Consider the following 25,488-nt stretch of genomic DNA (forward strand, 5'->3'; position numbering starts at 1 on the left):
GCCGCATGCCGACCGCTGGTGTGCGGCCGCGGCGCGTGGGCGCGCGTCAGGCGGCGCCGGTGACGCCTGCGGGGATCAGGCGGCGGTGCAGCGGGCTGTAGCGGGTCTCGGGCGTGCCCACGAGACCCGCTTCCTTGACCGCCGCGCCGAGCCGGGCCCCGAAGTAGCGCTCGAAGTGCTCCGGGCTCTCCCACACGTCGGTGACCTGCAGAGCTCCGTCGGCGAAGGACGCGACGTGCACCACGAGGCCGTCCGGGGCGTCGCCCTCCAGGTCCACGAGGGCGCTCACCCGGTCGTACTGCTCGGGGGTGACGCCGGGCCAGCGCATGGTCAGGACGACAGCCATGGACAGCTTCCTTCCGTTGCTCGGATCGCGTGGTCGGGCGGTGCGGGTCAGGACCGGAGCGCGGCGGCGACCTGTGCGGTGTCCTCCGTGCCCCGGTAGTGGACGATGAGCCCGTCGCGAAGGGTGAAGCGGTGATGGAGGTTCATCCGTACCAGCCGCCCGCTCGCCCGGTGGCGGGCATGGCAGCGGACCACCGTGAGCACGTCGTCCCCACTCGCGGCGTAGACCAGGGGCGTGAAGTCCTCCACCTCCATCGTGGCGCCGAACTCCTCGAAGAACGCCCCCACATCGGCCTTCCCCCTGCGCGGGCCGTACCACGGGGCGACGGTCGTCGTGGTCTCCACGCCCCAGTCCACGTCGTCGCTCAGGACCGCGAGGATCCCGGCGGCATCACCCCTGCCGAACATCTCGTAGCACGAGCGCACGATCTCGATGTTGCCGTCGGTGCTCATGGGTCGACCTCCCAAGGGGAACGGCGTAACTGAAGGGACAACGGGGCGCCCCTCACACTAGGAACCGGCCGGGGACCCGCCCCGGCGGCGCGTGCGGCGACGAGGGCCGATTCACCGGGACGGCCCAGCCAGGCCTGCCGCGGGCGTCAGATCCCTTGCTGCGGCCCGTCCGTCGGGCACCAGCGGCGGATCGCGAAGGCGGCGAGCAGGGTGGCCCCGGCGAGCGGGAGCCAGAGCGCGCCCGAGCCGACCGCGAGGAGCGCCGTGAGCACGGCGGGGGAGACCGCGAGGCCGACCCCGCTGGAGAGCTGGAACCGGGCCAGGGCGGCGCCGAGACGGTCGGGTTCGGTGGTCGCGACGACCAGCGCCGTCGCGCTGCCGGTGTACATGATCTCCCCGGCGGTCAGCACCACGGACACGGCCGCCACCCCCAGTGCGGCCCAGACACCGCCCGCCGTCCCCGCGAGCCAGAAGCCGAGGTACGCTCCGGCGAGCACGACCCCGGACGCCGCCATCGCCGTCCGCCGCCCCCACCGGGCCATCCACAGCACGACGGCGACCTGGCAGAGCACCACCAGCACGGTGTTGCCGACGAAGATCCCCGCACCCCAGGCGGTGGCGGCGTGCAACGTCGTGACCAGGAAGGCGGGCAGGGCCACCTCCAGCACGTTGAAGTTGAACGCGTACGGGAGGTTGGCGAGATCCAGCACGGTGAACCCGCGACGCGGCGACCGCCCTTCCGCCCTGCGAGCGACGTCCTCGCCACCCCTGCCCGAGACCGCGCGCACCCGCAGGGAGGCGGCGAGCAGACCGGCCGTCAGGTAGCCGAGCGCGGTGACAACCGCCAGCAGTCGCAGCGCCCCGGGGCCGCCCGCCGTCGCCACGGTGGCGATCAGCGCCCCGGCCCCCAGGCCGGCGTTGCGCACCGCCCGCCCGGCCGCGAGCGCGCCGTCGCGCAGCCGCTCCTCCGCGACGGCGGTCACCAGCGCCGCGTGCGCGGGCGGCCAGCACTGGTTGCCGACCCCGAGGAAGAGCGCGGCCATCGCGAACGCGACGAGCGGCGGCGCGCCCAGGACTGGCGCGGCAAGGAGCAGCACGACGCCCAGCACCCGCACCAGCATCGCGCCCGCCACGGCGGCGGAGCGGGCACCCCGGTCGAGCCAACGGCCGGCGAACGGGACGGCGGCGAGCGCCGCCAGGAACCCCGCGGTCATGGCCAGGCCCGCCCGGGCCACGCCCACGTGCAGCACCTCGACGCCGTACAGCAGCAGGAAAGGGCGCAGCAGTCCCGACCCCAAGGAGTCGACCGCGAGCGCGACGACGTACCGGGCGCCGCCCCCGGCGCGCAGCAGCGTCCGCCAGCCGGCACGGGGGCGCGCGGACGCCGCGGCGGCTTCGGCGGAGGTCTTCGATCGGGCATCGGCAGGGCACATGGCGGTGGTCATGCCGCTCACCGTCGCGCCGGTCCCCGCCGCCGGTCACGTCGATTGACGACTCCCGTCAACCGACGTCGGCGATCCGGCCGTGAACAGGCAGGATGGAGCGCATGAGCCTCGTCGTCGACATCACCGGCCTGCCCGACGAGCGGCTGCTCTTCGCCGCCTCTCCGCTGGCCGAGCTGACCGCGATGCTGCACGTGCTGGCAGCGCCGCCGCACCACCCCGCGGGCGTTTCCTGGGCGGCCCGGGTCCGTGCCGGACTCGGAACGGAGCTGTCCGAACGGCTCGGCGAGGCGGAGTTCCTGTGGCGCTCGTCCCGTGCCGACTTCCTGCTGCCCGCGCACCCGTGCGCGACGCTCGCCGAGGAGCTCGACGCGGTCGACGCGCTGGGCGACGACCGGTTCGTCTCCGCCGCCCTGGTGACCACCTGCGGCTCCGACCGGGTGCTCTTCGGCACGCCGTCCCCGCTGGCCGACGCCACCTCCCGGGACCGGGCGCTGGAACTGGCCCAGGCCAGGGGACCGCAGCAGGCCGCCTTCGCGGAACGGCTGATGGCCGACCCACCCACCGTCCGCGCCCGGCTACGCCGCACCCTGGAGGCCTGCGGCCCGGCCTTCTTCGACGAGACCTGGCGCCGGATCCGCCCCCAACTGGCCGCCGACCTCCGGCACAAGGCCGAACTGCGCACCCGTCGCGGCCTCGGCGACACCCTGCGCGCCGTCTCGGCGGCGATCTCCCTGGAGGAGCCCTCCGAGACCGGCGGCACCCGGCGGCGCATCGTCGTCGACAAGCTGCAGGACAACAGCACCAGCGCGAACGGTGACGGGGTCACCTTCATCCCCTCGGTCTTCGGCGACCCCCATCTCGTCTGCGTCCACGCCCCGGGCTGGCGCCCGGTGCTGCAGTACCCGGTGGCGTCGCCCGACACCACGCCACCGGTCCCGATGGACGTCGTCGCCAGACGCCTGGAGGCCCTGGCCCACCCCGTCCGCCTCCGCCTGGTCCGCACCCTCGCGCGCGGCCCCCACACCACTGGCGAGCTCGCCTCCGCCTGGGAGCTGACACCCCCGGAAGTCTCCCGCCACCTCGCGGTCCTGCGCCGCGCCGGCCTCCTCACCGCCGTCCGCCGCGGCCGGTACGTCCACTACGAACTCGACACCCGCACCACCGCCTCCCTCGGCGCCGACCTCCTGGACGCCGTCCTGCGGTAGGTTCCGTCGATGACGTGCATCCGAAGGCGCAGTGCCACGCAGAACACCGGCTTCCCTTCGGTCGTCGGCACGGGACCGGGGACGACCTTGGGCGAGGTGTCGCGATGTCCCGGGTCTGTCAGGAGCGGCGAAAGGACCCAAGTCGGCGTGGTGGCATCGCAGATGCTGACTGGGCTCCTACCCGCCCGTCGACTCGGCTTCCACTGATCGTTGCTGACCCCGCCGGAGCAGCTCGGTCGGCCGTTGCGGAAGGATGGGCAGGCTGGCGCGCAAAGAGTTTTCGCAGAAGGAGAGTTGGCGTGGCGGGGGAACTGTGGGCATCGACCTTCTCACTCGCGGGTGTGGTGCTCGGTGGTGCGCTGACGGCGTTCACGCAGCGTGCCGCGCAGCGTTCGGCGGATCGGGCCGAGGACCGACGGCAGTCGCAGGCGACCACCGAGACGCGCCGGGCCGAGCAGGTAGAGGCGATCAAGGAGTTCCTCGCCTGCGCCCAGGAGGCCGAGCGGGCCGCCTACAGTCGCCCGGAACCCTGGGGGGCCGACGAGGACGGCTGGATGACCCGGGCGCAGACCGTCATGACCAAGCTCTGGACGGCGGATCGCGGACTGGTGCTGCTCTGTGATGGGTCCCTGGAGGCCCCAGCGAGCGCGTACGGACGCGCGCTCAACCACGCGGTCTGGCGGGAGATCGGTGACGTGGAGGTCAACGAGCACCTGGACGAGCACAAGAACGCCTTCATGATGGCTGCCCGAGCAAGCTTGGCCCGCGCCTGACCCGACACCCCGCAGGGGCCCGCGTGGAGGCGGTCGCCTGCGTGTGCCGAGCAGGGCGCCCCTCGGGTCGGACCGGTTCGGATCCGCACTTCCTCGACCGTGAGCTGGCCGCGTGGCTTCTTCTATGACTATTTGTGTTTGATTGAGGCTTTCTGAGACTTCCCTCAAATGCCGGAGCGTCGTGGCGGTGGTGGTGGATTTGTGAGGGAGCGTCGTATGTGCCCGGTCGGAACAAGACCGCCGGGCGTCGGCACATATGACGCGAGAAAGGCTGTTGCGATGACGGGTGGACGGTTTGTGAGGATGGCGGCGCTGGGTTCGGTCGCGGTCGCGCTGGCAGGCGGCGCGGTGCTGGGGACGGTGGGGACGGCCTCGGCGGCGCCGCGGCACCCCGGGCACCACCAGCGGTGCCATGTGGAACAGGGCCACTGGGTGCGGACCTGGCACCCGGCTTCGCGGGACCGACGCGGCATCCGCCACGCGGGCTACTGGACCCGCACCTGGGTGCCCGCCCACGTGGTCTGCGAGCGTTAGCCAGGACCAGCGGACCGAACGGCACTGCACAGCACGGACGGTCTCCCTGCCGATCGGCGGGGAGACCGTCCGTTTCTCACTCCCCGGCCGCCTGATCGCCCGCCGGTCCTTGCTGCGTCCCGTCGAGCGCCCGAGGCAGCGCGCCGCTCAGCCGCCAGACGAGGACGGCGGTCAGCGCCGCGAAGGAGACGCGCAACGCGTCGCCGACCAGCAGGCCCCGCATCGCCTCGCCGACCGCGTGCACGGTGGAGGCGCGCTTCAGCGGCGCGAAGTCGCCGGCCCAGCGCAGGCAGGCGAGGAACGCGAGCCACCAGGCGGTGAGCAGCGGAGCGCCCCGTCTGCGGCGCGACGCGGGACGCGCCGCGGCCCACAGGTCGTTGACGAACATCTTCGGCACGAACAACTGGGCCCCCGGCACCAGCCAGCCGAACAGCGCCCACGCGGGGTGACGTCGCTGTCCCTGCGGCCATACCCGGTCGGCGAGTTCACGCATGGTCCAGAGCCAGAGGACGAACAGCACCATGGCGGCGACGCCGAAGGCCTGCCACCACCCGGACAGGTTCCCGACCCACATGTCGGCCACGACACGCGCGTTGTCGGCCGCGTCGGTCTCCTGCCGCGGCAGAGCGCCGAGCATCACGTACTTGTGCCAGCCCGCCGCCTCGGTCGCCACCGTCATCAACACGAAGCAGGCAAGTGCGCCGCACACCCACAGCGCCAGCCTTCCCCGCGGTTCGGCCCGTCCAGCCATTCCACACGCTCCCGGGTGCCCGCCGATGCGGACTTTCCGCAGGTCGGAGGGGATCCTAGCGGCTGTCGTCGACGTCAGCCAGGGGGTTGCGCGGGGTGCTTCCCGCCCCACCCTCGCATGCCCGGAGCGGTCGCGGCAGGGCCCGCCGCCGCACGCCGTTTCGCTTCCGCCGTTGCGGTTAGACGCCCCGTCATGGAAGGCAGATACAGTGCGGCGGGCGCGGCCCGCGGAGTCATGATCGTCGCCGATGTCGTCGCGGGCATCCTGGTGCTGTGGATCGTCCTGTACGTCCTGAAGGCCAACCCCTCGAACGACATGGCGCACTGGATCCACAACGCGGCCGACTGGCTGTCGGCCTGGGCGCACGACCTGTTCACCCCCTCGGAGGGATGGCTGCGCACCCTGCTCAACTACGGCATCCCTGCGATCGCCTACCTGCTGGTCGGGCACACGCTGGCCAGCCGCCTGCGGTGACCCGAGCACGGGCGGAAGCGAGTCCGCCCCCGCGGGCGCATCGCGCCGCGGGGGGCGGACGGGTGACGTCGAGAGGGCTCGGCGGCTGCCTACCGCGCCGGGGTCTCCGTGTCGTTCGTCGCAAGCGGAGTCGGAGCGACCGGCACCGGGGCGCGGCGTCCGGTGAAGGCCGAGGCGACGGCCGCGACCAGGCAGGCCGCGAGGGCGAACCAGAACGCGACCGCGAGGCCGTCCTGGAACGGGCCGGTGACCAGGTGCGGGAAGAAGTTCCGGCCGGTCAGGTAGTCCGCGCGCCCCGCCGGGAGGTGCTGGAGGACCTGGGTGCCGAGCAGCTGCCGGATCGGGTTGTACCCGAGGAACGCCGCGAAGAGCACGGCCAGCGGCGGAAGCTGGGAGACCTTCGCCGCGACGGGCGCGGGAACGCCCTGTGCGACCAGGCCGTGGTCCATCGCGCCGGGCAGGCTCTGGGCCAGGCCCAGCACGATCAGGCTGAAGAAGAGGCCGATCGACAGCACCATCGCCGCGTTCTGGAACGTCGCGGTCATGCCCGCACCGACGCCGCGCTGACGGGCCGGGACCGCGTTCATGATCTCGGCGCGGTTGGGGGAGGCGAACAGACCCGCGCCCAAGCCGTTGAGGACGAGGATCGCCGCGAAGGCCGGGTAGGGGAAGTCGACGGGCAGGACCATGAGCAGGCCGAAGCTGAGCGCGTTGAGCAGCGCACCCGCGATCGTGAAGAACCGCGACCCGAACCGGTCGGAGAGCAGACCCGAGACGGGCGCGGCCACCAGCAGCCCGACGGTCAGCGGGATCATGTAGATGCCCGCCCACAGCGGGGTCTGCTCGAAGCTGTAGCCGTGCAGCGGCAGCCAGATGCCCTGGAGCCAGATCACCAGGATGAACTGCAGGCCGCCGCGGCCCAGCGCGGTGAGCAGGTTGGCCAGGTTGCCGGCGGCGAAGGTCCGCAGCCGGAACAGGGACAGGTCGAACAGCGGCTCGGCGACCTTGGACTCGATGACGCAGAAAACGACGAGGAGCACCACGCCGACGCCCATGGCCGTGAGCACCCACGGGTTGCCCCAACCGGTCGTCGCGCCGTGGTAGGGCTGGATGCCGTAGGTGATGCCGACCAGCAGCGTGATCAGCCCGGCCGCGAAGGTGAGGTTGCCCCACCAGTCGATCGCGGCGGGCTGCCGGTGACCGGTGTCCTTGAGCTTGAGGTAGGCCCAGACCGAGCCGAAGACGCCGACGGGCACGGACACCAGGAACACCCAGCGCCAGCCGACCGGGCCGAGGACCCCGCCGAGCATCAGGCCGATGAAGGCCCCGGCTATGCCCGCGATCACGTTGATGCCCAGCGCGGTCCCGCGCTGCCGCGCCGGGAAGGCGTCGGTGATGATCGCGGTGGAGTTGGCGAAGATCAGCGCGCCGCCTACGCCCTGGACGACACGCCAGCCGATCAGCCACAGCGCGGCCTCGGTGCCGCTGCCCCAGGTGAGCGACAGCATGATGGAACACGCGGTGAAGACCGCGAACCCGAGGTTGTACATGCGGACCCGGCCGAACATGTCGCCGAGCCGCCCGAAGGTGACCACCAGCACCGCGGTGACCACCATGAAGCCCATCATCATCCACAGCAGGTAGCTGGTGTTGTGCGGGTCCAGCGGGTCGAGGTGGATGCCGTCGAAGATGTTCGGCATGGCGATCAGCACGATCGACTGGTTGATCATCACCATCAGCATGCCGAGCGTCGTGTTCGACAGGGCGACCCACTTGTAGTGGGGCCCGTGCTCGTGCTCGACCTCGGGGTGTGCCTCCACAGCCACGTCGGGGGCGGATTTCGATCCGCCCGGTGGCGAGGCGGCGGGCGAGCTGGGTGGCATGGTGAGGGCTTCCCTTCGGTCAGTGTGCTGTACAACTATTTCAGGCGAGGGGGTGCCCTGTCACGGCCGGACTGCTCCGCGCGACCGCCGCGGAGCGGGGCGGACTGGGGCGGACTGGGGCGAACCAGCGGGCACCGGCGCAGGCCGGGGCGCGCGAAGGCCCACCGGGCCGCTGCGGCCTCCGGCGGACTGGCGGGCCGTGCACCCGCGAGTGCAAGCCGGGCCACCGCAGGCCGAGGCGTGGTGGGGACTACTGCCCGACGGAGGGCAACCGCAGGAATCAGCGGATGGTCGAGCACGTCCTCGGCGCGGGGCGGTCCGGGCGGTGGCTGACTCTGGTGTTCTTCGTCGAGGGGCTGGCGTGTGACGGCACGAAGGACTGCCTGCGGCGGGTGAAGGCTGCGGGGTTGCCGTGGCGGGAGTTCACGCAGGCGGCGGTGGCGTCGTGAGCGCTGACGTTCGTCTCCGTGTTGGCGCGTGTCAGCGGCGGCTGGTGAGGGTCCAGTACAGGCGCAGGACGGTGCCCTTGACGGCGTTGATTGCCCATAGGCCGCGCAGGGTCAGGTACACGACCGGGGGCGTTCCGAGGATGAGGGCGGCGTGGATGGCGCCGTTGCGGGGGCGTCCTTGGATGGCGGTGAGGATGCTGGCCGCGAGCAGGGTTGCGCACATGAGGAGCGGGATCCAGTCCCGTGTTCTGCGATCCGGTGCGTGCGGATTACGGGTCACGGTTTTCGACGATCACGGCTCCATGCGCGCCCGAGAACCCGGGAGCGCCCGCAGTCTCCTGGTGGTGGGCCGGGCCACCGTGGGCGAGCTGCGGATGGTCGCGACCCTGTGGCTCAGCGTGCTTCGGCCGTGCGGTAGACGGAGACGTGCGACGGCGACTGTGCGGTGAACTCCGCCCCCGACCAGTCGGCGTGCCTGGACTCGAGGGTCATTCCCGCGAGTTGGGCCATGAGGTCGAGTTCGGCCGGCCAGACGTAGCGGTGCGGGCTGCGGAACAGCCGCGCCTCGCGGCCGCCGGAGGCGTCGAACCGGAAGTGGTGCGAGACGACCTGCTGGTGCAGGACGTCGTAGGTGTCGAGGCCGATGTAGCCCGTCGACGACTGGCAGACCACGGCCGACTGCCCCGGGGGCAGTTTGCGCAGTTCGGGGACCCACAGCTCGACGACGAACCGCCCGCCGGGCGCGAGGTGACGTGCGGCATTCCGGAAGCAAGCGACCTGCTCGTCCTGCGTGAGCAGGTTGGAGACGGTGTTGAAGACGAGATAGACCAGCTGGTGCTCGCCCGGGACCCGGGCCGTGGCCATGTCGCCGGCGACGACGGGGATCGTGGCCTCGTCCGCCTTGGTGCGGAGCTGGTCGATCATCGGCTGGGACAGCTCGATGCCGCTGACCGGGACTCCGCGCTGCGCGAGCGGCACCGCCACGCGCCCGGTCCCGACGGCGAACTCCACGGCCCGCCCGCCTCCGGCAAGCTCGACGAGACGGTCCACTGTCGGTCCCAGCACCTCCGGCGCGAACATGCCGGTGCCGGGGGTGTCGTAGCTCTTCGCGGCCTCGTCGTCCCAGATCTCACTCTGCAGCATGGGTGGCGATGCTCCCGCACCCCTCGGCTGCCGTCAACGCATTTTCGCTGCAGGCCACTTGAGGATGCCGTCCGGCCCTGCCCCGCGCTGGAGCGCGGGGCGGCGGGGCAGCGCCCGGCTCAGCCGCCGGTCCACTCCGGGTCGCTCGGATGAGTGTGCGGGAAGCCCTGCGCCGCCGAATCGACGCCAACCCCTGGAGGCGGTCAGCCGAAGGTCGTGGGGAGGAAGATGAGCGCCGCGGCGATGAAGAGGAGGGCGATCGGGGTTCCGATGGGGACGGGCATGACGGGCTCCTGGCTGGTCGGGTCGGCGGACGTTCCGCCGCCAGTCGAGCAGCAGCCGGCCGGTCCGGCGACCCGGGCTACTCCGGATGGCGTCCCGCCGCGTCGATCCCGCGCCCCGCGCCCCGCGCGGCCGGGCACGCCGAGCGCTCCCCCCGCGCCGGAACGAGAGAGGAGCGCGAGGGGAGCGCGGGTGTGGTCGGGTCAGCCGAGTTCGGCGGAGAGGAAGTTGGCGCCGTTGTAGGTGCCCCAGCCGGTGACGCGGTCGTAGCCGGTGCCGGCCTTGTAGGCGCCGTTGTTGCCGCTGGTGACGTCGTGGAAGGCCTTGCTGTAGTTCGTCGACTGGGCCAGGGCGTAGATGGTGGAGTTGGCGAAGCCGAAGGCCGCCTTGCCCTTGGCCTTGGCCTCGCTGTCGTAGATGGCGGTGAAGGCGGCCCAGTTGGGCGCGGCCGCGCTGGTGCCGCCGTACTCGTCCCAGGCGCCCTCGCTGTAGACAGACCAGCCGCTGCTGGGGTTGGCGTCGGCGGCGATGTCGGGGACGTAGCGCTTGCTGCCGGTGTCGACCTTGCTCTGGAAGCTGGGGGTCGAGAACTGCGAGGAGATGCCGCCGCCGCTGCCGGACCAGGCGGTCTCCTTGCTCCAGCCGCCCGAGGAGGTGAGGCTGAGCGTGGTGCCGCCGGTGCCGGAGACCCACGGGTCGCTGGCGGGGAAGTCGACGGAGGTGCCGCCGTTGCCGGCGTCGTCGGAGCCGCTGTCGCCGGAGGCCGCGTAGAAGGACTGGCCCTGGGCGGCCGCCTCCTGGAGGTCGGTGTCGACGGCGGTGAGGTTGGACGGGGTCTCGCCGGCCTCGTACTCGCCCCAGCTGGTGGAGATGACCGGGACGTCGTCGCTGACGAGCGCGGCGTAGACGGCCAGCTCGCCCGCGTCGCTGTTCGGGGCCTCGTAGACCTTGACCGCGGCCTGCGGGGCGAGGGCCTGGACGACCTCGATGTCGAGTTCGACCTCGTCCTCGCCGGAGGTGTCGGTGGTGCCGCCGCCCGCGGTGCGGACCGTGGGGGCGGGCGGGGTCAGCGAGTAGCCCTTGTCGTAGGTGTTGACGTCGGACTGGCTGTAGGCGGAGAACTCCAGCAGGCCGACGGTGACGCCGCTGCCGGTGTAGCCGGAGCTGATGGCGGAGGCGACGTTGTAGGCGGAGCGGGCGTGGGCCGGGGTGAGACCCGGGTGGGTGGCCTTGGGGGAGGCCTGGGGGGACGCCTGCGCGGCCGTGTTGCGGGCGAGGTCGCTGTGGTAGTGCGCGTAGTCGTTGAGCCCGGCCACGTCGGTGACGTCGGCGGCGATGGCGGCGGGCAGCACCGGGGCGCTGGTGTTGGCGTAGAAGTCCTGCCGGGCGGAGGCGTCGTGGTAGGTGGCCAGCGTGGTGCCGAAGGCCTTCTCGACCTGCGCGGCGGTGCCGTCGGCCTGCAGGGTCAGGTGGTTGGCGCTGAGTCGGCCCACCCGCAGGCCCTGGCTCTGGAGATAGGTGGTGACCTGGGCGACGCTCTGCGCGGTGGCACCGAAGCGGTCCGCGAACTGCTTGACCGTCAGATAGTGCTTGTACTGGGCGGAGTGGGGGTCGCTGACCTGCTGCAGGAAGGCCGTCAGCCCGGCCTGGTCGCGCAGGGCGAGGCTGATCGTCACGGGTATGGACCGCCGGGCGTCGATCTGGCCGGCGCGTTGGGCGTGGGCGATCGCGGGGAGCACGTCGCCGCGCAGTGCCGTCGGCGTGGTGGCGGCGTGGGCGGGGGAGGCCACGGCGAGGGCGAGGATCGGCAGCGGTGCCGCGAGCAGTCCGACGGCGGAGCGGAGCGAGAGCTTCACGGGTCCTCCTGGGACGAAGAGGGAGGGGAAGACGAGAGGGATGCCTTGCTTCCCTGTGCTGAACCGGTGTTGCGCTGTGATGCGTCGCCGCACCGGCCCGGGGCGGGGGGATGGCCCGGGCCGGTGCGGGGGACGCGCTCCGGCGGTCGGCTACGGGGGACCGTCGGAGCGCGGCAGACCCTGAGGGTGGGCCGCCGTGGAGGGGGTGCGTCGTCCCGGAGGCCGGGGCCGGGCCTGCGGGACGACGCACGGGAAGGCCGGCGTCAGAGGCTGTTCCAGGTGACGGAGAAGCTGCTGCCGCTGAGCGAGGAGATGGTGGCCTCGGGGGTGCCGGAGTCGGAGACCATGTTGATGCCGGTCGGGTTGGTGCCGGCGAGGCCGGAGCCGTTGACCGTGTTGTTGCTGAAGTTCACCGTGCCGAAGTCGTCCAGCGGCAGGACGCTGCCGGACCACGGGGCCTCGGCGATGACCTCGGCGGAGGACCGGGCCAGGCCGCTCTCGCGCTTGGTCGTGGTCTTGGTCCAGCCGCGGGTCTTGTCGGCCAGGGTCAGCGTGTAGGTGCTGGAGGCGTAGCTGACCGTCTCGGTGATGGTGTCGCCGGGGCGGACGGTGTTGCTGTAGGTGACCGGGTTGGCCGGGTACATCTCGTACCAGGCCGAGTACTCGGCCTGGCCGCCGGAGCAGTCGGCCTCGGTGCCGGTCTGCTCGACCGAGCTGGAGTTGTAGCCGTCGAGGCCCACCCAGAAGCTGGAGTAACCGTCGCCCTTGGAGCAGTTGACGGCAGGCTGCACGAAGGTGGTGCTGACGCTGGTGTAGGTGCCGCCGGTGGCCGCGTAGCCGGACCAGTTGTCACTGGTGGTGGTGGTGTGCTTGAGGCCGCCGCCGTGGCTGACGAAGAACGGCGTGGCGCCGTGCTGCCCTGCCACGTGGTGCATCGGGGCCTGGAGCAGCGCCGCCGCGGGGGCCGCGGCGGCCGCGGTGGGGGCGAGGGCGGCGAGGGTGAGCGCGAGGGCCGAGCCGGGGGCGAGTATGCGGCGCAGGTGCACGGGGGTTCCTCTCTGCGGTGCGGGACGGTGCGGTGCAGTGCGGGAGCGAACAGCGCCGGCCCGGCCCGACATGGCGTCAGACGCGGTGCCGTTCCTGTTCACGGAAGTGCGGTGTGCGCGTGCTGACGCCCCGTAGGTCCACCGAATCGCGGACGGTGGATCACAGGGAGTGACACCCTGATGCGTGGTGCTTGAACGAGAGTAAGGCTGACGTGGACACGCTGAACAGAGGAACAGGCGGAAAACTTCTGAGAATCCTCTGGCTCGTGGTGCGCCGCCCGCTGCCTCCCCGGGGATCACCCGGTTGCCGCGCCGCGGTGAATCCGTTGCTGAGTGCCCGTCAGCCGTTCGGCCGTGGGGGTTCGCCGGCTCGTGATCGAGCGTCAGTTCCGATGCGCGGCTTGGCCTCGGCCGCCCTTGTGCGGGCCCCTGAAGGCGAACTTGACGGCCAGCCAGAAATGTCCGGTGTGCGCCGAAGGGGTGCATTGTGCGATGAAGTGCCCGCGGCCGGGAATGCCTGACCTTGCTGTGCACACGAAGGGCGTTCCGGAACCGGGCGCCTGTCAGTTGAGTCCATGGAGGACAGCTGTGAAGAGTATCCGCGTGACCGTCATCGGTGCCGTCGCCGCCGCGGCGGCGCTGGGTGTGGTGGCTCCGGCGACCGCGCAGGCCGCGCCCCGCAGCGTCGCTGCGGTGCAGACCAACCACCACCGCCACTGCGACCACGACCGCTGGAGCTGCGACCGTCACTCGAAGAGCGGCTGGTGCCGTCACCACCACCACGGTGTCGAGGCCGGCGGCGGCGGCATGGCCGCCTCGGTGGCCGCGCTGACTTCGCACATCGGTGGCTGAAACCCACGCATTCGGTGGCGGCCGCCTCGGTGCGGCCGCCACCGCGGTCATGCTCGCGAGCTGCCTGCTCACCCCGGTCCTGACCGGCTGCGGCAGCCAGCGCCAGGCGGGGGCCGTCGGGTCCGCCGCCGTCGAGGCGTCCCCGTCGGTCCCCGCCTCGTCGTCGCCGAGCGCACCGCCCGTCGCCCCGATGGCGGCCTCGGAGCCCGAGCGGATCACCATCGCGCGCCTGGGGCTGAACGCACCGCTGGTTCCCGTGGGCCGGGCGGCGGACGGCACCGTGGCGACCCCGTCGTTCGCCCACCCCCACACGGCGGGCTGGTTCAACGGCTCGGTCACCCCGGGCCAGCAGGGCACGTCCGTGATCGTGGGTCACGTGGACACCCCGACCGGGCCTGCGGTCTTCTATCCCCTGGCCGTCGCCCGTCCCGGCGACACCGTGGCGGTCACCCGCGCCGACCACAGCACCGCCGACTTCACCGTCGACGCGATCAAGGTCATCCCGCGTGACGACTTCGACGAGAACCAGGTCTACGCCGCCACCGGCCGCCCCGAGGTCCGCCTGATCACCTGCGGCGGCACCTTCGACAAGGCCACCCAGGAGTACTCCAGCAACGTCGTCGTCTACGCCCACCTCACCAGCGACCAGGCATGACGCACCGTCGCCTCTTCCCGCCGCAGACGGCCGGCCGCGAGCCGGGCCCGGGCCTGGCCGACTGCCGGCCGGGGTACTTCGACCTCCCGGCCCGGATCCTGGCCGCGGCCGGCCTCGCCGTCGACGGCGCGGTCCACGCCTACCTGGCCGGGCACTACGCCCTGACCGCGCCGGGCATCAGCATCGGCACCTGGTTCCGCACCGAGGCCGTCGTGGCGGGGCTCGCCGCGCTGCTGGTGATCGTCCTCCGGCGCCTCGTCAGCGACGTGCTCGGGTGGCTGACCGCGGCCGCGGGACTGGTGGGCCTGATCGTGTACCAGTTCGCCGGCCTGTACGAGGCGAGCCCGTTCGTCGACCTCAACGAGCTGCTCTGGACGGCGGAGCGGACCATGTCCCTGCCGGGCCAGGGGCTGGCGCTGGTATGTCTCACCCCGCTGCTGCTCGGACACCTGCACCGCGCGGTCGGCCGGACCGCCTGACCGGCGAAGAGGCCACGGAAGTCCTTGGGCCCTCCCCCCGTACCGCGGGGGACCAGGGCCCAAGGACTTCTCTGCCGTCCGGCCCGGGTCTGCCCGGGCGCGGCGCGTCTCAGACCGGAAACGGCCAGGCGGGAGACTCGGCGCCCGACAGCCCGGGCAGCACGGCGGGCATCCACCGGGCCTTGTACAGACTGCTCTTGGTGATGCCCTGGATGCCGTAGGGGAGATGGAAGGCGATCGTGGAGGTGCACCACTGGCAGGGATTCTCGCCGTCCGGCGCCACGGTGAGGACCTGGCCGCTGACGGGGTCGTCGCTGATGCTCTTCACCCCGGGTGCGTCGATCTCCTGCTGGCCGTTGTAGGGCACGAAGGCCTTGGCCGTGAGGGAGTACTGGTGGACGTGGCTGTTGGTGGTGACCCAGAGCAGGCCCGGAGCGGAGGCGACCGCGTTCACGTCGTGGCCGCCGTGGCTCGGCAGGGCGACGTGCCGCTCGAGGTGCATGCGGGGCCGGCTCGCGCTGCCGGTGACGCGCAGGGCCACCAGCCTGGTGGTGCCCGCCGCCCACAGGAGCTGACCTGCCTGGTCCCACTGCAGGCCGTGCGCCCCGGAGAGGTTGAACTGGGTGTAGTGGGCCGAGTGCGACGACTGCGAGGCGGTGTAGATCCGCACGAAACCCTGCGTGCTGGCGGCGACGGCGATGTTGCCGTTCGGGAGCACCTCGAGGGTGTGCACGTTCGCGTCCGTCCGGCCGGCCCAGTGCACCGCTCCGGTGGTCAGCGAGACCATCGCGACCAGGCCGCCCGAGGCGCAGGTGAGCATCCAGTGCCCGCCCTTCCACAGCCGGTACTTGGCCTCGCTGACGTTGGTCCAGCTGTGCTTGGGGTTGACCCGGCTCAGCTCCCTGTGGTCCAGCGGCGACCACGACCACAGGGCCGTGCGGGAGGCCCGCATCGGGTGCATGCCCTGCTGCCAGGTGGGGTTGGCCGCGTCCAGCACGAGCACCCGCTCGCTGGCCTGGTCCGCGGCCAGCAACAGGCTGCGCCCGGCGGCAGGAACCTGGGGAACGGGCGCCTGGGGGGTCGGAGCCTGGCGGGGTCCGGGTCTGGTGAAGCCTAAAGTGCCTCCCAGGCCGCCGACGGCGCCGACGGCTTTGATCACTGCGCGTCGGGACGGGCCCTGGGGGGGGACAAGGTGAACCGGCTGTTGCTGCGGGAGATGTGATCACTCCTCCACGGCAACACACTGTGGCCCCTCGGCCGTGCAGGGACACGCGCACGTCGCTGACCGGTACGGTCACCCCGGCCCGAGAGAGGACCAGGGACGGGGAAGCGGCGCCATGTCGTACGGGAACCGGCATCCGCTGCCGGCGCGACCCCGGCAGAGCGGCCGCCGCAGGACCGTCGTCTCCGCCGTCGCTCACGGCCTGTGAGTCACCTTCCAGCCAGGCACGAGTTCGACCGCGAAGCGCCTGATACCGTTCGTTATGCGGAGTCAAATCTCCGGTTGGCCTATCCACTGGAGTCGTCGATGGCACGTACCGCCGTGCGTCCGCACTACAACGTCACCTTCGCCGTGCTGCTGCTCGGCGTGGGCGCCTACTCCCTGCTGCAGTCGCTGGTCGTCCCCGTGATGCCGACGCTCATCGAGCGCCTGCACACCTCGCAGTCCACCGCGACCTGGCTGATGATCGGTTACCTGCTGTCCGCCTCCGTCGCGACGCCCATAGTCGGGCGCATCGGCGACAAGGTCGGCAAGGAGCGGATGCTGCTGCTCACGCTCGCGGCGCTGACCGTCGGCTCCGGGGTCGCCGGGCTGTCGAACAGCATCGGGCTGATGGTCGTCGCCCGGGTGATCCAGGGACTCGGCGGCGGCGTGCTGCCGCTGGCCTTCGGCATCATCCGCGACGAGTTCCCCGCGGCGAAGGTGCACGGGGCGGTGGGCATCACCGCCGCGCTGACCGCGATCGGCGGCGGGATCGGCCTGATCCTGGCCGGGCCGATCGTCGACGACATGGACTACCACTGGCTCTTCTGGTTCCCGATGATCATGACGGCCCTGGCGACCGTCGCGACGTACCTGTTCGTACCGGAGTCCCCGGTGCGCACCCCCGGCCGGATCAGCTGGGGCGCGGCGGTGCTGCTGTCGGTCTGGCTGGTGGCGCTGCTCCTCGCGGTCAGCGAGGGCCCCTCCTGGGGCTGGGGTTCGGCCCGCATCCTCGGGCTGTTCGCCGCCGCTGCGATCTGCGCGGCGCTGTGGATCCTGGTCGAACTGCGCTCGGCCGAGCCGCTGATCGACATGCGGATGATGCGCGTCCCCGCCGTGTGGACGGCCAACCTGGTCGCCCTGCTGTTCGGCGTGGTGATGTACACCACGATGACCTTCCTGCCGCAGCTCGTGCAGACCCCGCAGCGGCTCGTCGGCTACGGCTTCAGCGCCAGCGTCACCCAGTCCGGCCTCTACATGCTGCCGATGACCGGCTTCATGTTCGTCTTCGGCACCCTCACCGGCCGTCTGAGCGCCCGTCACGGAGCCAAGCGGGTCCTGGTGGCCGGGAGCGTCGCGACCGTCATCCCGTTCCTGGTGCTCGCGGCCGGACACGACCGCACCTGGGAGCTGTACCTGGCCTCCAGTCTCCTCGGCGTCGGGCTCGGCCTGGCGTTCTCCTCCATGTCGGCGATCGTCGTCGACGCCGTCCCGCCCGCCCAGACCGGCGCGGCCAGCGGGATGAACGCCAACATCCGCACCATCGGAGGGGCCGTCGGCAGCGGGGTGGCGGCGAGCATCCTCGCGGGCGGCGTGACCGCCACCCACCCCTTCCCGCAGGACTCCGGCTACACCGCGACCTTCTGGTTCCTCACCGGTGCGGCCGTCCTCGCCGCGTTCGCCGCCGTGATCATCCCCTCCGCGCGACCGAACCGCCGTTCGCAGCCGCCCGTCGCCGAAGGCCCGCTGATCCCACGCCAGGCCACCGCGGGCGACGCGGACGCCGTCGCCGAGGCGGTCGCCGACGCCGGCACCGGTGCCAGTGCCGGTGAGCCCACCGTCGCATGAGCGAGCGCACCACCACCGCAGCGGCCGGCCGGCCGCTGCGCCGCGACGCGGCCGAGAACCGCGAACGACTGCTCCGCGCGGCCTGGGAGGTCTACGCCGAGCTCGGCCAGGACGCCGGGGTCGAGGAGATCGCCCACCGCGCGGGCGTCGGCATGGGCACCCTGTACCGGCGGTTCCCCACCAAGGACGCCCTGCTCACCGCCCTGAGCGACGAGATCCTCGACACCGTCCTGCAACGCACCAGGGAGCTGGCCGAGACCCACGCCGACGGCACGGGGCTGGAGCAGGTCCTGACCTACGTCGGCTCGGTGCTGGCCTCGCACCACGGCTGCCTCACGCGGCCGTGGCAGGCCGTGCCGCCCACGTCCGACAGGCGTCGCGCCGAACTGTGGTCGCTGATGGACGGGCTGCTCGCCCGGGCCCGGGACGGCGGCGAGGTGCGCGAGGACCTCACCCTGACCGACGTCTACCTCGCCGTGCTGTCCCTGCGCGGGATCATCGACGACACCGCCCGGCGGGCCCCGGAGGTCTGGCGCCGCCACCTGTGCGTCCTCCTCGCCGGGTTCCGGCCCTCGGAGCGGGCGCTGGAGCACGCGCCCGCCGACGACGCGCTCGTCCACGCCGACGTCGCCGCCCGTTCCCCGGCCCGCTGAGGCCGTTGGCCCCGTCCCTTGCTACGCGACCTCGACGGCGATGCCCGGCAGGACGAGCCGGACGTCGAGGTCGGGGGCGAGCCGGGTGACCGCGTCGGCGTAGCGGCGCGGATCGCGGTCCCCGTCGGTGATCATCCGGTCGCCGAGGCGCCCGCTGTGGAAGGCGTAGTGGTGCGGGACGGCCAGGGTCGGCCGCAGGACGGCGGTCAGTCCCGCGGCGTCCTCGGCGTCCATCACCACCTGCCGGTGGCCCAGAGGCCGGACGCACAGGCCGTTGGTCGGCAGGATCGCGAGGTCGACGTGGCCGAACCGCTCGGGGACCGTGTCGAGTTCGGGAACCCGCAGCGAGTCGCCGCCGAAGAAGACGGTGCGGCCCCCCGCCTGGATCACGAACGTCACCTCGTGCACGCCGTGCTGCCCCGGCGCCGCGGTCACGGTGAGGTCGCCCACGGCGGTGGCCTCCCACGCCTCCACGGTGCGCAGGTTCCGGAAGCCCTTGGCGTGCGCGAGGGACGTGACCGTCCCCGGCCCGATCAGCGGGGTGTCCGGGGCGAGGCCGCCGGCGAGAAGGGCGTCCAGGTCGCAGTGGTCGTAGTGCTCGTGACTGACCACCACGGCGTCGACCCGACCGAGGCCGGCGACGGTCGCGGCGAGGGGTTCGCCCTGGTAGTACGTCGCGGTCTGGGTGAACCACGGGTCGGTCAGGACGCGCAGCCCGCCGATCTCGATCAGCTGGCAGGCGTGCCCGATCCTGGTCACGGTCAGGGGAGTGCGCACGGTCGTTCCTCCTCGGGGTGCTGGGCTCAACGCCGGTCGAGGTCGAGCAGCGCGCCGAGGAGCTCCTCGGGCGTCTCGGCCTGCGGCAGGTGACCGGTGCGCGGCAGCAGCGTGAACGCCGCGCCGGGGATCGCCGCCGCGTAGGCCCGGCCGTAGTCGGGGTCGACGATGCGGTCGCTCTCGCCCCACACCACGTGCACCGGGATGTCGATCTTGCCGAGCCGGTCCAGCAGGGTGAGGTCGGTCATCGCCGGCCCGGCGTAGCCGATCAGGGCCTGCACGTCCGGGCTCGGGCCGGGCGTGCCGCCCTGGGGCTGCGGCGCCCTGCTCGGGTCGTGGAACGAGTACGTCTGGATCTCGGCGACCGACTTGCCGCGGACGTCCGTCATGGGGTGTCCGTCGACCTCGATGCCGACGCCGTCGACGATGACCGCGCCGCTGACCCGCTGCCCGGCCTGGAGGGCGATCTCCGCGGCGAGCCAGCCGCCGAAGGAGTTGCCGATCACGGTGACGTCGGTCAGTTCGAGGTCGTCCAGGAGCCCGACGTAGGCCCGGGCCAGGTCCGTGACGCCGCGCAGGGAGGCGGGCCTCGGCGTGCCGCCGAAGCCGGGGTGGGTGGGCAGGAGCACCCGGGAGTGGGTCCGCTCGGCGAGCAGGTCGGCGAAGCCGGCCATCGTCGCCACTCCGCCGCCGCCGTGCAGCAGCAGGAACGGCCGGGTGCGGTCGCGGTCCTGGAAGGTGATCTCGACGGAGTCGAGGGGGAGCGTGCGGGTCTCGGTGCGGGTGGGCCGGAGGCTGCCGGCCGGAACGGGGCTGTTCATGGTGTCCTCCACGGACTGGTCCGCTTGCTTATCTCAGGAAGCTGATATCAGCATGCTTATATAAGTCTCCTGTGTCAATGGTGTAAGGTCTGGAACCATGAGCTACCGCCCGGCCGACGTGGGGCTGGCCGTCAAACGGCTGCAGCACCGACACCACCGCGCGCTGAACCGTGCGCTGGCCCCGCTGGGGCTCTCCCTCGTCCAGTGGGACACGCTGCGCCACCTGCACCGGAATTCCGACGCCTCGCTCCACGACCTCGCGGTGCTGACCTTCCAGACGGACCAGTCGTTCGGCTCGTTGGCCACCCGCATGGCCGACCGCGGCCTGATCGAGCGGATCCCGGGGCCCGGCCGGGCGGTGCGGCACCGGCTCACCGAGGAGGGCGCGCGTCTGCGGGCCGAAGGTCAGGCCATCGCGGACGAGGTGCTGGAGTCGTCGTTCCACCACCTCTCGGCCGCCGAACTGGACCGGCTCGGCGACCTGCTGACCAAGGCGCTGGGCCCCGAGGCCGCCGACGCGTGAGGGGCCGTCGACGGTCCTGGGGAGGTGGAGCGGATCAGTGCCCGCTCTGCCCCCAGTTGCTGATCGCGCGATCCAGGCCGGTGAGGAACAGCTCCACGCCGACGGCGGCGAGCAGCAGGCCGAGCAGGCGGGAGCCCATCTCCAGCGTGGTCGTGTGGACCTTGCGCAGCAGGCCCGTCGTCGCCACCATGCAGACGGCGTCGATCAGGGCGACGGCCACGAACGACGCCACGACGCTGGAGCGCCAGGCCCAGCCCTCCCGGCTCAGGGACTCCACGATCACGGCGGTCACCGCCAGCGGGCTCACCACGTAGGGCAGCAGCAGCTCACGGAAGCCGGAGACGAGCGGGTGCATCTCGTCGGCCTCCTCCTGGCTGTCGGCTCCCAGGTGCATCCCGAGCACCAGGCCCACGGCGTAGAGGAAGAAGATGATCCCGCCGGCCAACTCCAGCGACTCGGTGCTGATGTGGAAGAAGTCCGTCACATAGGGCGACGTCCACGCGCACAGTGCGCCCAGCAGCGCCGACGCCGCTGAGGCGAGCAGCGCCACGCGCCGCGCCTCCTGTGTGGTGCGCTCCCGCGCCACGTGGGCGAACGTCAGCATCACCTTCGGCGGCCCGACCACGGCGAAGAAGGTGACGAAGGTGCTGGTGACGTTGAGCGTCCCGGTCATCGACGACATGGCCCGATGATCCCGTAGGCGGGGCCGCGCGGGGCTGACCGGCACGGCCGACCGGCCGACGCCGTGGTCGCGTCGGCCGGTCGGCCGCGGGGAGCAGGCGTCAGGTGTTGCTGTCCCACCTCGGTGCGCCGTTGCAGGCGGTGGTGTGCGGGACGGGGGCGTAGATGACCAGGTTCCCGTCGGTCTGGAAGCAGAGGTAGTAGTACCCGCCCGGGTTGCCGCCGGTCCCGGAGTTCCACAGGGGCGTGTTGTTCTGGTAGACGACGAGGTTGCCGTCGGTCTGCATGATCGCGCTGGCGCCCGGGTGGCCCTCGGTCTGGGTGTTCCACAGTGCCTGGCCGTTGACGTTGTAGATCACGAAGTTGCCGTCGGTCTGCATCGTGAGCTGGTACTCGCCCACGCACCAGCGTGCGCCGCCGAGGAACGTGCTGCCGGCAGGCCAGGCCTTGTCGGCGGTCAGGCCCACCTGGCAGGGGACCCAGGCGTCGTGCGGGGCGACGGCCGCGGAGGCCGAGGTGGGGCCGAATGCCGCTGCGGCGGCGAAGACGGCGGCGGCGAGCCGTGCGGCTGCCAGGCGGGATCGCATGGGGCTGAACCTTCCTGGTCGATGAAACAGCGGGCCGGAAGTGCTCGTAGCCGTGCATGCCCCCGCTCGGCGGGGGCGATGACCACCGTATCCCAGGCGGGCATGCCCATGCCATGTGACGGACGCACGAGCGGGCGATCACGCCGGGCGGGCTCGGCGGGCCGGGCCTAGCGTTGCCAGGGGGACGCCTGCGGCCGGACTCCGCGACAAGGGGCTGATCATGATCAACTGGGTGCTGGCCGAGGTGAACGTCAGCGTCGAGGCCGAGCACGAAGACCGACTGATCGCCGCCTACCACCGGCTGATCGCCCGTCCGCTGCCCGAGGGGCTCCTCCAGACGGAGCTGCTGCGCGGCGAGAGCGGACGCTGGCGCATCCAGACCCTGTGGCGGGACAGGTCCTCGATGGACGCCATGCGGTCCACGTCCGCAGGGCCGTCCGCGCCCCGCCTCTTCCGCGAGATGAACGCCCAACCCGAGTTCGAGATCTTCGAGGTGGTCGACGAGTGGATCACCAAGGAGCCGGAGGAGCCAGAGGAGCCGGAGGAGCCGGGAGGAGCCTGAGGGCCCGCAGCGACCGCCGCCGACGCCGGGCCTAAGGGGCTCGCACGTCCTGCGCGGCCAGGGCCAGCAGCACCAGGGCGTCGTGTTCGGGCGTTCCGGGCGGAGCCTGGTAGACGAGCACGCGCTGACCGTCGCCCGCGGTGGTCAGCACCTCGTTGGCGAGCGTGACCCGGCCGATCGCGGGATGCCGGAACGCGGTGGCTCCCGCGCGCTTGACCCACACCTCGTGACGACGCCACAGAGCGGCGAACTCACCGCTGGCCGCCGACAGTTCCTCGACCAGCGCGGCCGTTCGACCCGGCGCGCCCAGCTCGGCGGTGTGCAGGTGCGCGACGCAGTTGCGGGCCACCCGGTCCCAGTCGGCGAACAGGGTGCGCGCCGCCGGGTGCAGGAAGGCGTAGCGGATCGTGTTGCGTGCTCCGGGCGCGTAGTCGGCGAGGCCGGGCATCAGCGCGAGTCCCTCGGGGTTGGCCGCCAGCACGTCGTTGACCTCGTCGAGCACGTACGCAGGGCTGGGCCGTAGCGACTCCAGCAGGAGCCGCAGGCCGGGCCCGGCGGGCTTCGGTTCGGCGGGTCGCCGACGTGGCGTCCGCCCGGCCGCCTGGTCGGCCAGGCCCAGCAGGTGGGCGTGCTCGTCGGGGCTGAGGCGCAGGACCCGTGCCAGCGCGTCCAGCACCGCGTCGCTGGGCGCGGTCTCCCGCCCCTGCTCGATGCGGACGTAGTAGTCCACGCTCACGCCGGCCAGCGCGGCCAGCTCCTCGCGGCGAAGCCCGGGCGTGCGCCGCACGCCCGGACCGGTGGGCAGCCCGACGTCGGCCGGGCCGATCTGCCCGCGCCGGATCCGCAGAAATCTGGCCATCGCGTTCACGGCTCCGAGTCTGCCAGCGGTCGCCCCGCTTCAGGGTGGCCGTGCCACACCCAGGATCGACGCGGCCTCCCCGGGGCAGATCCGGCGGTGCAGCCTCGAACCATGACAGATGCGATCATCATCGGCGGCGGCTCCGGCATGGGCCTCGCCCTCGCCCGGACCCTGCTCGCCCACGGCACGGATGTGACGATCGTCGGCCGATCCGCCGACCGGCTGGCGCAGGCCCGGACGCAACTGGAGCGTCCCGGGCACGGAAAGGTCGGCGCCGTCACGGCCGACATCGCCCGCGAGGAGGACGTGGCTGCTCTCTTCGCCCGGGTGGGGCAGGTGAACCACGTCGCGGTGACGGCGGCGGACGCGACCGGCGTCTACGGCCGCACTGCGGCCGTCGCGACCGCGACGGCCCGCGGCGTCATCGAGACCAAGCTGCTCGGCGCCTGGCTGGTCGGCAAGTACGCGGACGGCCGGGTCACCGACTCGATCACCTTCACCTCCGGCATCAACGCCTACCGGCCGAACGGCTCCAACACCGTCATGGCCGCAGCCAACGGGGCCCTCGCGTCGCTGGCCCGCGGGCTGGCGATCGAGCTGGCCCCCGTCCGCGTGAACGTGATCTCCCCGGGCTGGGTGGACACCGCCATCTGGGACCAGCTCGACATGGACAAGCAGGCGGCCTTCGCCGACCTGTCGAAGCGACTCCCCGCCCGCCGCGTCGGCACCCCCGAGGACATCGCCCAGGCCTTCGCGTCGGTGATGCACAACGGCTTCGTCACCGGCACCGAGCTCCACGTCGACGGAGGCCACCGCTTCGTCTGATCCGGGGTCACCCACCGGGCGATCCGCCTCCTCCCAGCGCCGAAACCCGGAGGCGGACCGCCGGGGGATCCCCCTACGATCGGCTCCGCCGCGGCGTCGGGGAACAGGGGGAGTGGTGACCAAGTACTTCGTGAACGTCTGCCTGCCGCCGACCGCACCGGAGGATGTGCGCGCGGCCTTGGACGCGGCGATGGCGCCGTTCGACGTCAACAACCCCGAAGGCGGGAACCCGGACGGCGAATGGGACTGGTGGCGGATCGACGCCGGCGACGAGGAACGCTTCATGGTCCGCCCGAAGTTCGCGGGCGACCCGCGGCTCGTCCACCAGGCGACGCACCCGAACGGGAAGCCTCGCGACCGCCTGCCCCACCGCTGCGACGGCGGCCCCGTCGGGCTGCTGGACTTCGCTGCCACCCGGGCCGCCGCGACCGCCCGGGCCGAGGTCCGATTCCGGGCCGAGCAGCACGAGTTCGGCCGCCTGGCGGCCCACCATCCACCGGCCGAACCCCGGATCGCGTTCTGGCGGCGGCACCGTGCGGACCCCCACGCCTACCCCCTGGCCCAAGCCGTCACGGACCACCAGGCGCAGCCCCTGGTCCGAGCGCTGAGCAACCCTTCCGCCCTCCCGTATCCGAACCTTCGCCTCGCGACGCACGTACTCGCGCCGGACGTCGACCCGATCGCGCACTTCACCCGCGACCTCCGAGCCGACCTGCGGCGGGCGGCCGCCGTCGCCCTCATGGCCTACGCGCTGCTCACCCTCGACGGGCAGTGGACCGAAGCCGCCGGTCCGGGGCCCTTCACCGACCTCCTGCCTGAAGAGGACCCGGCGACCGGCTTCGCCCGGCAGACCGGGAACTACCTCGAATCCCTCGACGCGGACTGCCTCGTGGTCCGTCTGTTGTGCCACTGCTGAGCCCGATGACCCACAGCGGGACGACCCTGGGAGCACGGCCGTGAAGATCACCTATCAGCGCTTCGAGTCCGCCGACGCGGAGGAACTGGTCGGCCTCCTCTCGGGAGACACGTGGCCGTTCCACGGCTCCGAGCTCGTCGACCCGGCCGCCGTGCGGCAGCGGATCGAGGAGAGCGGCTACGACGACCAGGACAACCGGGCCTTCTGGATCATCGTGGCAGGTCAACGGGCCGGATTCGTCCGGTTGACGGACCTGCGCGACGAGACACCGCTGTTCGACCTGCGGATCCGTTCCGGGTACCGGGGGCGCGGTCTCGGCGGACAGGCGCTGGCCTGGCTCACCGGGTACCTGTTCACCGAGTTCCCGGGGGTGCGGCGGATCGAGGGCACGACCCGTCAGGACAACGTCGCCATGCGCCGCGCCTTCCTCCGGTCCGGCTACGCGAAGGAGGCGCACTACCGGGACGCCTGGCCGGCGTCCGACGGGCGGGTGCATGACGCCGTCGGATACGCGATCCTGCGACGCGACTGGCTCTCCGGCACCACGACGGCTCCCGACTGGGACGACGAACGCCTCCTGTGACGCGGCGGCGTGGTCCCGGTCGTT

Annotated in this window: 30 protein-coding genes; 15 read left to right on the top strand and 15 right to left on the bottom strand. The window is 72.3% G+C overall.

The features are described from left to right. Nucleotides 1–46: 46 nt before the first annotated feature. The 3 genes from TR49_RS04370 to TR49_RS04380 form a co-directional block, all read right to left on the bottom strand. A complete protein-coding gene (locus tag TR49_RS04370; protein ID WP_042377321.1) occupies nt 47–346 on the bottom strand; it encodes a hypothetical protein in 300 nt (99 codons plus the stop codon). A gap of 47 nt (nt 347–393) precedes the next feature. Then, nucleotides 394–798 (bottom strand): nuclear transport factor 2 family protein, encoded by a 405-nt coding sequence (locus tag TR49_RS39630; protein ID WP_052434008.1) that lies wholly within the window; start codon nt 796–798, stop codon nt 394–396. A gap of 146 nt (nt 799–944) precedes the next feature. Then, entirely contained in the window at nt 945–2,243 is a 1,299-nt protein-coding gene (locus TR49_RS04380; protein ID WP_084724557.1) for an MFS transporter, read from the bottom strand. Between the two features lie 101 nt (nt 2,244–2,344). Here TR49_RS04380 and TR49_RS04385 point away from each other — a divergent pair, with 101 nt between their 5' ends. The 3 genes from TR49_RS04385 (at nt 2,345) to TR49_RS04395 (ending at nt 4,755) form a co-directional block, all read left to right on the top strand. Then, nucleotides 2,345–3,448: a DUF5937 family protein gene (locus TR49_RS04385; RefSeq protein WP_042377322.1), complete on the top strand. Its 1,104-nt coding sequence runs from the start codon at nt 2,345–2,347 to the stop codon at nt 3,446–3,448. A 299-nt stretch (nt 3,449–3,747) separates the two neighbouring features. Further along, nucleotides 3,748–4,221, top strand: coding sequence for a hypothetical protein (locus TR49_RS04390; protein ID WP_042377323.1), 474 nt, complete (start codon nt 3,748–3,750; stop codon nt 4,219–4,221). 303 nt (nt 4,222–4,524) lie between these two features. Further along, on the top strand, nt 4,525–4,755 hold the full coding sequence (locus TR49_RS04395; protein WP_236653219.1) for a hypothetical protein: 231 nt from the start codon (nt 4,525–4,527) through the stop codon (nt 4,753–4,755). A 76-nt stretch (nt 4,756–4,831) separates the two neighbouring features. Here the strand turns inward: TR49_RS04395 and TR49_RS04400 are convergent, their stop codons facing one another. Continuing rightward, a complete protein-coding gene (locus TR49_RS04400) occupies nt 4,832–5,434 on the bottom strand; it encodes a DUF4328 domain-containing protein (protein ID WP_160311531.1) in 603 nt (200 codons plus the stop codon). 264 nt (nt 5,435–5,698) lie between these two features. Between TR49_RS04400 and TR49_RS04405 the strand changes: the two genes are divergently transcribed. Then, on the top strand, nt 5,699–5,980 hold the full coding sequence (locus TR49_RS04405) for a hypothetical protein (RefSeq protein WP_042377326.1): 282 nt from the start codon (nt 5,699–5,701) through the stop codon (nt 5,978–5,980). Nucleotides 5,981–6,069: 89 nt separating this feature from the next. On the opposite strand, the gene TR49_RS04410 is transcribed toward TR49_RS04405, so the two are convergent. After that, a complete protein-coding gene (locus tag TR49_RS04410) occupies nt 6,070–7,722 on the bottom strand; it encodes an MFS transporter (protein ID WP_236653231.1) in 1,653 nt (550 codons plus the stop codon). A 428-nt stretch (nt 7,723–8,150) separates the two neighbouring features. Here TR49_RS04410 and TR49_RS43510 point away from each other — a divergent pair, with 428 nt between their 5' ends. Then, complete coding sequence (locus tag TR49_RS43510; RefSeq protein ID WP_160311532.1) at nt 8,151–8,312, top strand: hypothetical protein; 162 nt, start codon at nt 8,151–8,153, stop codon at nt 8,310–8,312. A 31-nt stretch (nt 8,313–8,343) separates the two neighbouring features. On the opposite strand, the gene TR49_RS04420 is transcribed toward TR49_RS43510, so the two are convergent. The 4 genes from TR49_RS04420 to TR49_RS43515 form a co-directional block, all read right to left on the bottom strand. Then, nucleotides 8,344–8,535 carry a hypothetical protein gene (locus TR49_RS04420; protein ID WP_042377330.1) on the bottom strand — a complete coding sequence of 64 codons (192 nt, stop codon included), beginning with the start codon at nt 8,533–8,535 and terminating at the stop codon, nt 8,344–8,346. 170 nt (nt 8,536–8,705) lie between these two features. After that, on the bottom strand, nt 8,706–9,455 hold the full coding sequence (locus tag TR49_RS04425) for a class I SAM-dependent methyltransferase (protein ID WP_042377332.1): 750 nt from the start codon (nt 9,453–9,455) through the stop codon (nt 8,706–8,708). Between the two features lie 485 nt (nt 9,456–9,940). Further along, complete coding sequence (locus TR49_RS04430; RefSeq protein WP_042377334.1) at nt 9,941–11,593, bottom strand: S53 family peptidase; 1,653 nt, start codon at nt 11,591–11,593, stop codon at nt 9,941–9,943. Nucleotides 11,594–11,856: 263 nt separating this feature from the next. Next, on the bottom strand, nt 11,857–12,639 hold the full coding sequence (locus TR49_RS43515) for a G1 family glutamic endopeptidase (RefSeq protein ID WP_052434010.1): 783 nt from the start codon (nt 12,637–12,639) through the stop codon (nt 11,857–11,859). A gap of 588 nt (nt 12,640–13,227) precedes the next feature. Here TR49_RS43515 and TR49_RS43520 point away from each other — a divergent pair. Genes TR49_RS43520 through TR49_RS04450 form a run of 3 tightly spaced genes read left to right on the top strand, consistent with a single transcriptional unit; the run spans nt 13,228 to nt 14,625 of the window. Next, the gene (locus TR49_RS43520; RefSeq protein ID WP_042377335.1) at nt 13,228–13,491 is read left to right on the top strand and encodes a hypothetical protein; all 264 of its coding nucleotides are present in this window, start codon (nt 13,228–13,230) and stop codon (nt 13,489–13,491) included. Beyond that, on the top strand, nt 13,484–14,146 hold the full coding sequence (locus tag TR49_RS04445; RefSeq protein ID WP_042377342.1) for a class F sortase: 663 nt from the start codon (nt 13,484–13,486) through the stop codon (nt 14,144–14,146). The genes TR49_RS43520 and TR49_RS04445 overlap by 8 nt, the downstream gene beginning before the upstream one ends. Next, nucleotides 14,143–14,625 (top strand): hypothetical protein, encoded by a 483-nt coding sequence (locus TR49_RS04450; RefSeq protein WP_052434011.1) that lies wholly within the window; start codon nt 14,143–14,145, stop codon nt 14,623–14,625. The genes TR49_RS04445 and TR49_RS04450 overlap by 4 nt, the downstream gene beginning before the upstream one ends. A 109-nt stretch (nt 14,626–14,734) precedes the next feature. Here the strand turns inward: TR49_RS04450 and TR49_RS04455 are convergent, their stop codons facing one another. Further along, on the bottom strand, nt 14,735–15,658 hold the full coding sequence (locus TR49_RS04455; protein ID WP_052434012.1) for a DUF6528 family protein: 924 nt from the start codon (nt 15,656–15,658) through the stop codon (nt 14,735–14,737). A 495-nt stretch (nt 15,659–16,153) separates the two neighbouring features. On the opposite strand from TR49_RS04455, the gene TR49_RS04460 reads away from it, so the two are divergent. Together TR49_RS04460 and TR49_RS04465 are read left to right on the top strand one after the other, a co-directional pair. Then, on the top strand, nt 16,154–17,677 hold the full coding sequence (locus tag TR49_RS04460) for an MFS transporter (RefSeq protein ID WP_063770018.1): 1,524 nt from the start codon (nt 16,154–16,156) through the stop codon (nt 17,675–17,677). Then, nucleotides 17,674–18,330: a TetR/AcrR family transcriptional regulator gene (locus TR49_RS04465; RefSeq protein ID WP_042377343.1), complete on the top strand. Its 657-nt coding sequence runs from the start codon at nt 17,674–17,676 to the stop codon at nt 18,328–18,330. Before TR49_RS04460 ends, TR49_RS04465 begins: the two co-directional genes overlap by 4 nt. Nucleotides 18,331–18,351: 21 nt before the next feature. On the opposite strand, the gene TR49_RS04470 is transcribed toward TR49_RS04465, so the two are convergent. Both TR49_RS04470 and TR49_RS04475 read right to left on the bottom strand, forming a co-directional pair. Continuing rightward, nucleotides 18,352–19,107, bottom strand: coding sequence for an MBL fold metallo-hydrolase (locus tag TR49_RS04470; protein WP_042377344.1), 756 nt, complete (start codon nt 19,105–19,107; stop codon nt 18,352–18,354). A gap of 26 nt (nt 19,108–19,133) precedes the next feature. After that, complete coding sequence (locus TR49_RS04475; protein WP_042377779.1) at nt 19,134–19,928, bottom strand: alpha/beta fold hydrolase; 795 nt, start codon at nt 19,926–19,928, stop codon at nt 19,134–19,136. Between the two features lie 97 nt (nt 19,929–20,025). On the opposite strand from TR49_RS04475, the gene TR49_RS04480 reads away from it, so the two are divergent. Then, nucleotides 20,026–20,451, top strand: a complete 426-nt coding sequence (locus TR49_RS04480; protein ID WP_042377346.1) for a MarR family winged helix-turn-helix transcriptional regulator — start codon at nt 20,026–20,028, stop codon at nt 20,449–20,451. Between the two features lie 34 nt (nt 20,452–20,485). Here TR49_RS04480 and TR49_RS04485 read toward each other — a convergent pair whose 3' ends face one another. Both TR49_RS04485 and TR49_RS44695 read right to left on the bottom strand, forming a co-directional pair. Beyond that, a complete protein-coding gene (locus tag TR49_RS04485; protein WP_042377347.1) occupies nt 20,486–21,133 on the bottom strand; it encodes a MarC family protein in 648 nt (215 codons plus the stop codon). 100 nt (nt 21,134–21,233) lie between these two features. Further along, nucleotides 21,234–21,719, bottom strand: a complete 486-nt coding sequence (locus TR49_RS44695) for a hypothetical protein (RefSeq protein ID WP_052434013.1) — start codon at nt 21,717–21,719, stop codon at nt 21,234–21,236. Between the two features lie 220 nt (nt 21,720–21,939). Here TR49_RS44695 and TR49_RS04495 point away from each other — a divergent pair, with 220 nt between their 5' ends. After that, nucleotides 21,940–22,281, top strand: coding sequence for an antibiotic biosynthesis monooxygenase (locus TR49_RS04495; protein WP_042377349.1), 342 nt, complete (start codon nt 21,940–21,942; stop codon nt 22,279–22,281). Nucleotides 22,282–22,312: 31 nt separating this feature from the next. Here TR49_RS04495 and TR49_RS04500 read toward each other — a convergent pair whose 3' ends face one another. Continuing rightward, nucleotides 22,313–23,140, bottom strand: a complete 828-nt coding sequence (locus tag TR49_RS04500; RefSeq protein WP_042377790.1) for a helix-turn-helix domain-containing protein — start codon at nt 23,138–23,140, stop codon at nt 22,313–22,315. Nucleotides 23,141–23,251: 111 nt separating this feature from the next. On the opposite strand from TR49_RS04500, the gene TR49_RS04505 reads away from it, so the two are divergent. From TR49_RS04505 to TR49_RS04515, 3 genes are all read left to right on the top strand, one after another. Then, entirely contained in the window at nt 23,252–23,965 is a 714-nt protein-coding gene (locus TR49_RS04505) for an SDR family oxidoreductase (protein ID WP_042377351.1), read from the top strand. Between the two features lie 115 nt (nt 23,966–24,080). Beyond that, entirely contained in the window at nt 24,081–24,881 is an 801-nt protein-coding gene (locus TR49_RS04510; RefSeq protein WP_152627060.1) for a hypothetical protein, read from the top strand. Nucleotides 24,882–24,921: 40 nt separating this feature from the next. Next, nucleotides 24,922–25,464 carry a GNAT family N-acetyltransferase gene (locus tag TR49_RS04515; RefSeq protein WP_042377355.1) on the top strand — a complete coding sequence of 181 codons (543 nt, stop codon included), beginning with the start codon at nt 24,922–24,924 and terminating at the stop codon, nt 25,462–25,464. Nucleotides 25,465–25,488: the final 24 nt, after the last annotated feature.

The organism is Streptacidiphilus melanogenes (assembly GCF_000787835.1).
Taxonomy (GTDB): Bacteria; Actinomycetota; Actinomycetes; order Streptomycetales; family Streptomycetaceae; genus Streptacidiphilus; species Streptacidiphilus melanogenes.

Excerpts from the sequence above, each read along its gene's own strand:
- TR49_RS04370 (WP_042377321.1), bottom strand. The coding sequence starts at position 346 with ATGGCTGTCGTCCTGACCATGCGCTGGCCCGGCGTCACCCCCGAGCAG.
- TR49_RS39630 (WP_052434008.1), bottom strand. The coding sequence starts at position 798 with ATGAGCACCGACGGCAACATCGAGATCGTGCGCTCGTGCTACGAGATG.
- TR49_RS04380 (WP_084724557.1), bottom strand. The coding sequence starts at position 2,243 with ATGACCACCGCCATGTGCCCTGCCGATGCCCGATCGAAGACCTCCGCC.
- TR49_RS04385 (WP_042377322.1), top strand. The coding sequence starts at position 2,345 with ATGAGCCTCGTCGTCGACATCACCGGCCTGCCCGACGAGCGGCTGCTC.
- TR49_RS04395 (WP_236653219.1), top strand. The coding sequence starts at position 4,525 with ATGGCGGCGCTGGGTTCGGTCGCGGTCGCGCTGGCAGGCGGCGCGGTG.
- TR49_RS04400 (WP_160311531.1), bottom strand. The coding sequence starts at position 5,434 with ATGACGGTGGCGACCGAGGCGGCGGGCTGGCACAAGTACGTGATGCTC.
- TR49_RS04405 (WP_042377326.1), top strand. The coding sequence starts at position 5,699 with ATGGAAGGCAGATACAGTGCGGCGGGCGCGGCCCGCGGAGTCATGATC.
- TR49_RS04410 (WP_236653231.1), bottom strand. The coding sequence starts at position 7,722 with ATGCTGATGGTGATGATCAACCAGTCGATCGTGCTGATCGCCATGCCG.
- TR49_RS43510 (WP_160311532.1), top strand. The coding sequence starts at position 8,151 with ATGGTCGAGCACGTCCTCGGCGCGGGGCGGTCCGGGCGGTGGCTGACT.
- TR49_RS04420 (WP_042377330.1), bottom strand. The coding sequence starts at position 8,535 with ATGTGCGCAACCCTGCTCGCGGCCAGCATCCTCACCGCCATCCAAGGA.
- TR49_RS04425 (WP_042377332.1), bottom strand. The coding sequence starts at position 9,455 with ATGCTGCAGAGTGAGATCTGGGACGACGAGGCCGCGAAGAGCTACGAC.
- TR49_RS04450 (WP_052434011.1), top strand. The coding sequence starts at position 14,143 with ATGACGCACCGTCGCCTCTTCCCGCCGCAGACGGCCGGCCGCGAGCCG.
- TR49_RS04460 (WP_063770018.1), top strand. The coding sequence starts at position 16,154 with ATGGCACGTACCGCCGTGCGTCCGCACTACAACGTCACCTTCGCCGTG.
- TR49_RS04465 (WP_042377343.1), top strand. The coding sequence starts at position 17,674 with ATGAGCGAGCGCACCACCACCGCAGCGGCCGGCCGGCCGCTGCGCCGC.
- TR49_RS04475 (WP_042377779.1), bottom strand. The coding sequence starts at position 19,928 with ATGAACAGCCCCGTTCCGGCCGGCAGCCTCCGGCCCACCCGCACCGAG.
- TR49_RS04480 (WP_042377346.1), top strand. The coding sequence starts at position 20,026 with ATGAGCTACCGCCCGGCCGACGTGGGGCTGGCCGTCAAACGGCTGCAG.
- TR49_RS04485 (WP_042377347.1), bottom strand. The coding sequence starts at position 21,133 with ATGTCGTCGATGACCGGGACGCTCAACGTCACCAGCACCTTCGTCACC.
- TR49_RS44695 (WP_052434013.1), bottom strand. The coding sequence starts at position 21,719 with ATGCGATCCCGCCTGGCAGCCGCACGGCTCGCCGCCGCCGTCTTCGCC.
- TR49_RS04495 (WP_042377349.1), top strand. The coding sequence starts at position 21,940 with ATGATCAACTGGGTGCTGGCCGAGGTGAACGTCAGCGTCGAGGCCGAG.
- TR49_RS04500 (WP_042377790.1), bottom strand. The coding sequence starts at position 23,140 with ATGGCCAGATTTCTGCGGATCCGGCGCGGGCAGATCGGCCCGGCCGAC.
- TR49_RS04505 (WP_042377351.1), top strand. The coding sequence starts at position 23,252 with ATGACAGATGCGATCATCATCGGCGGCGGCTCCGGCATGGGCCTCGCC.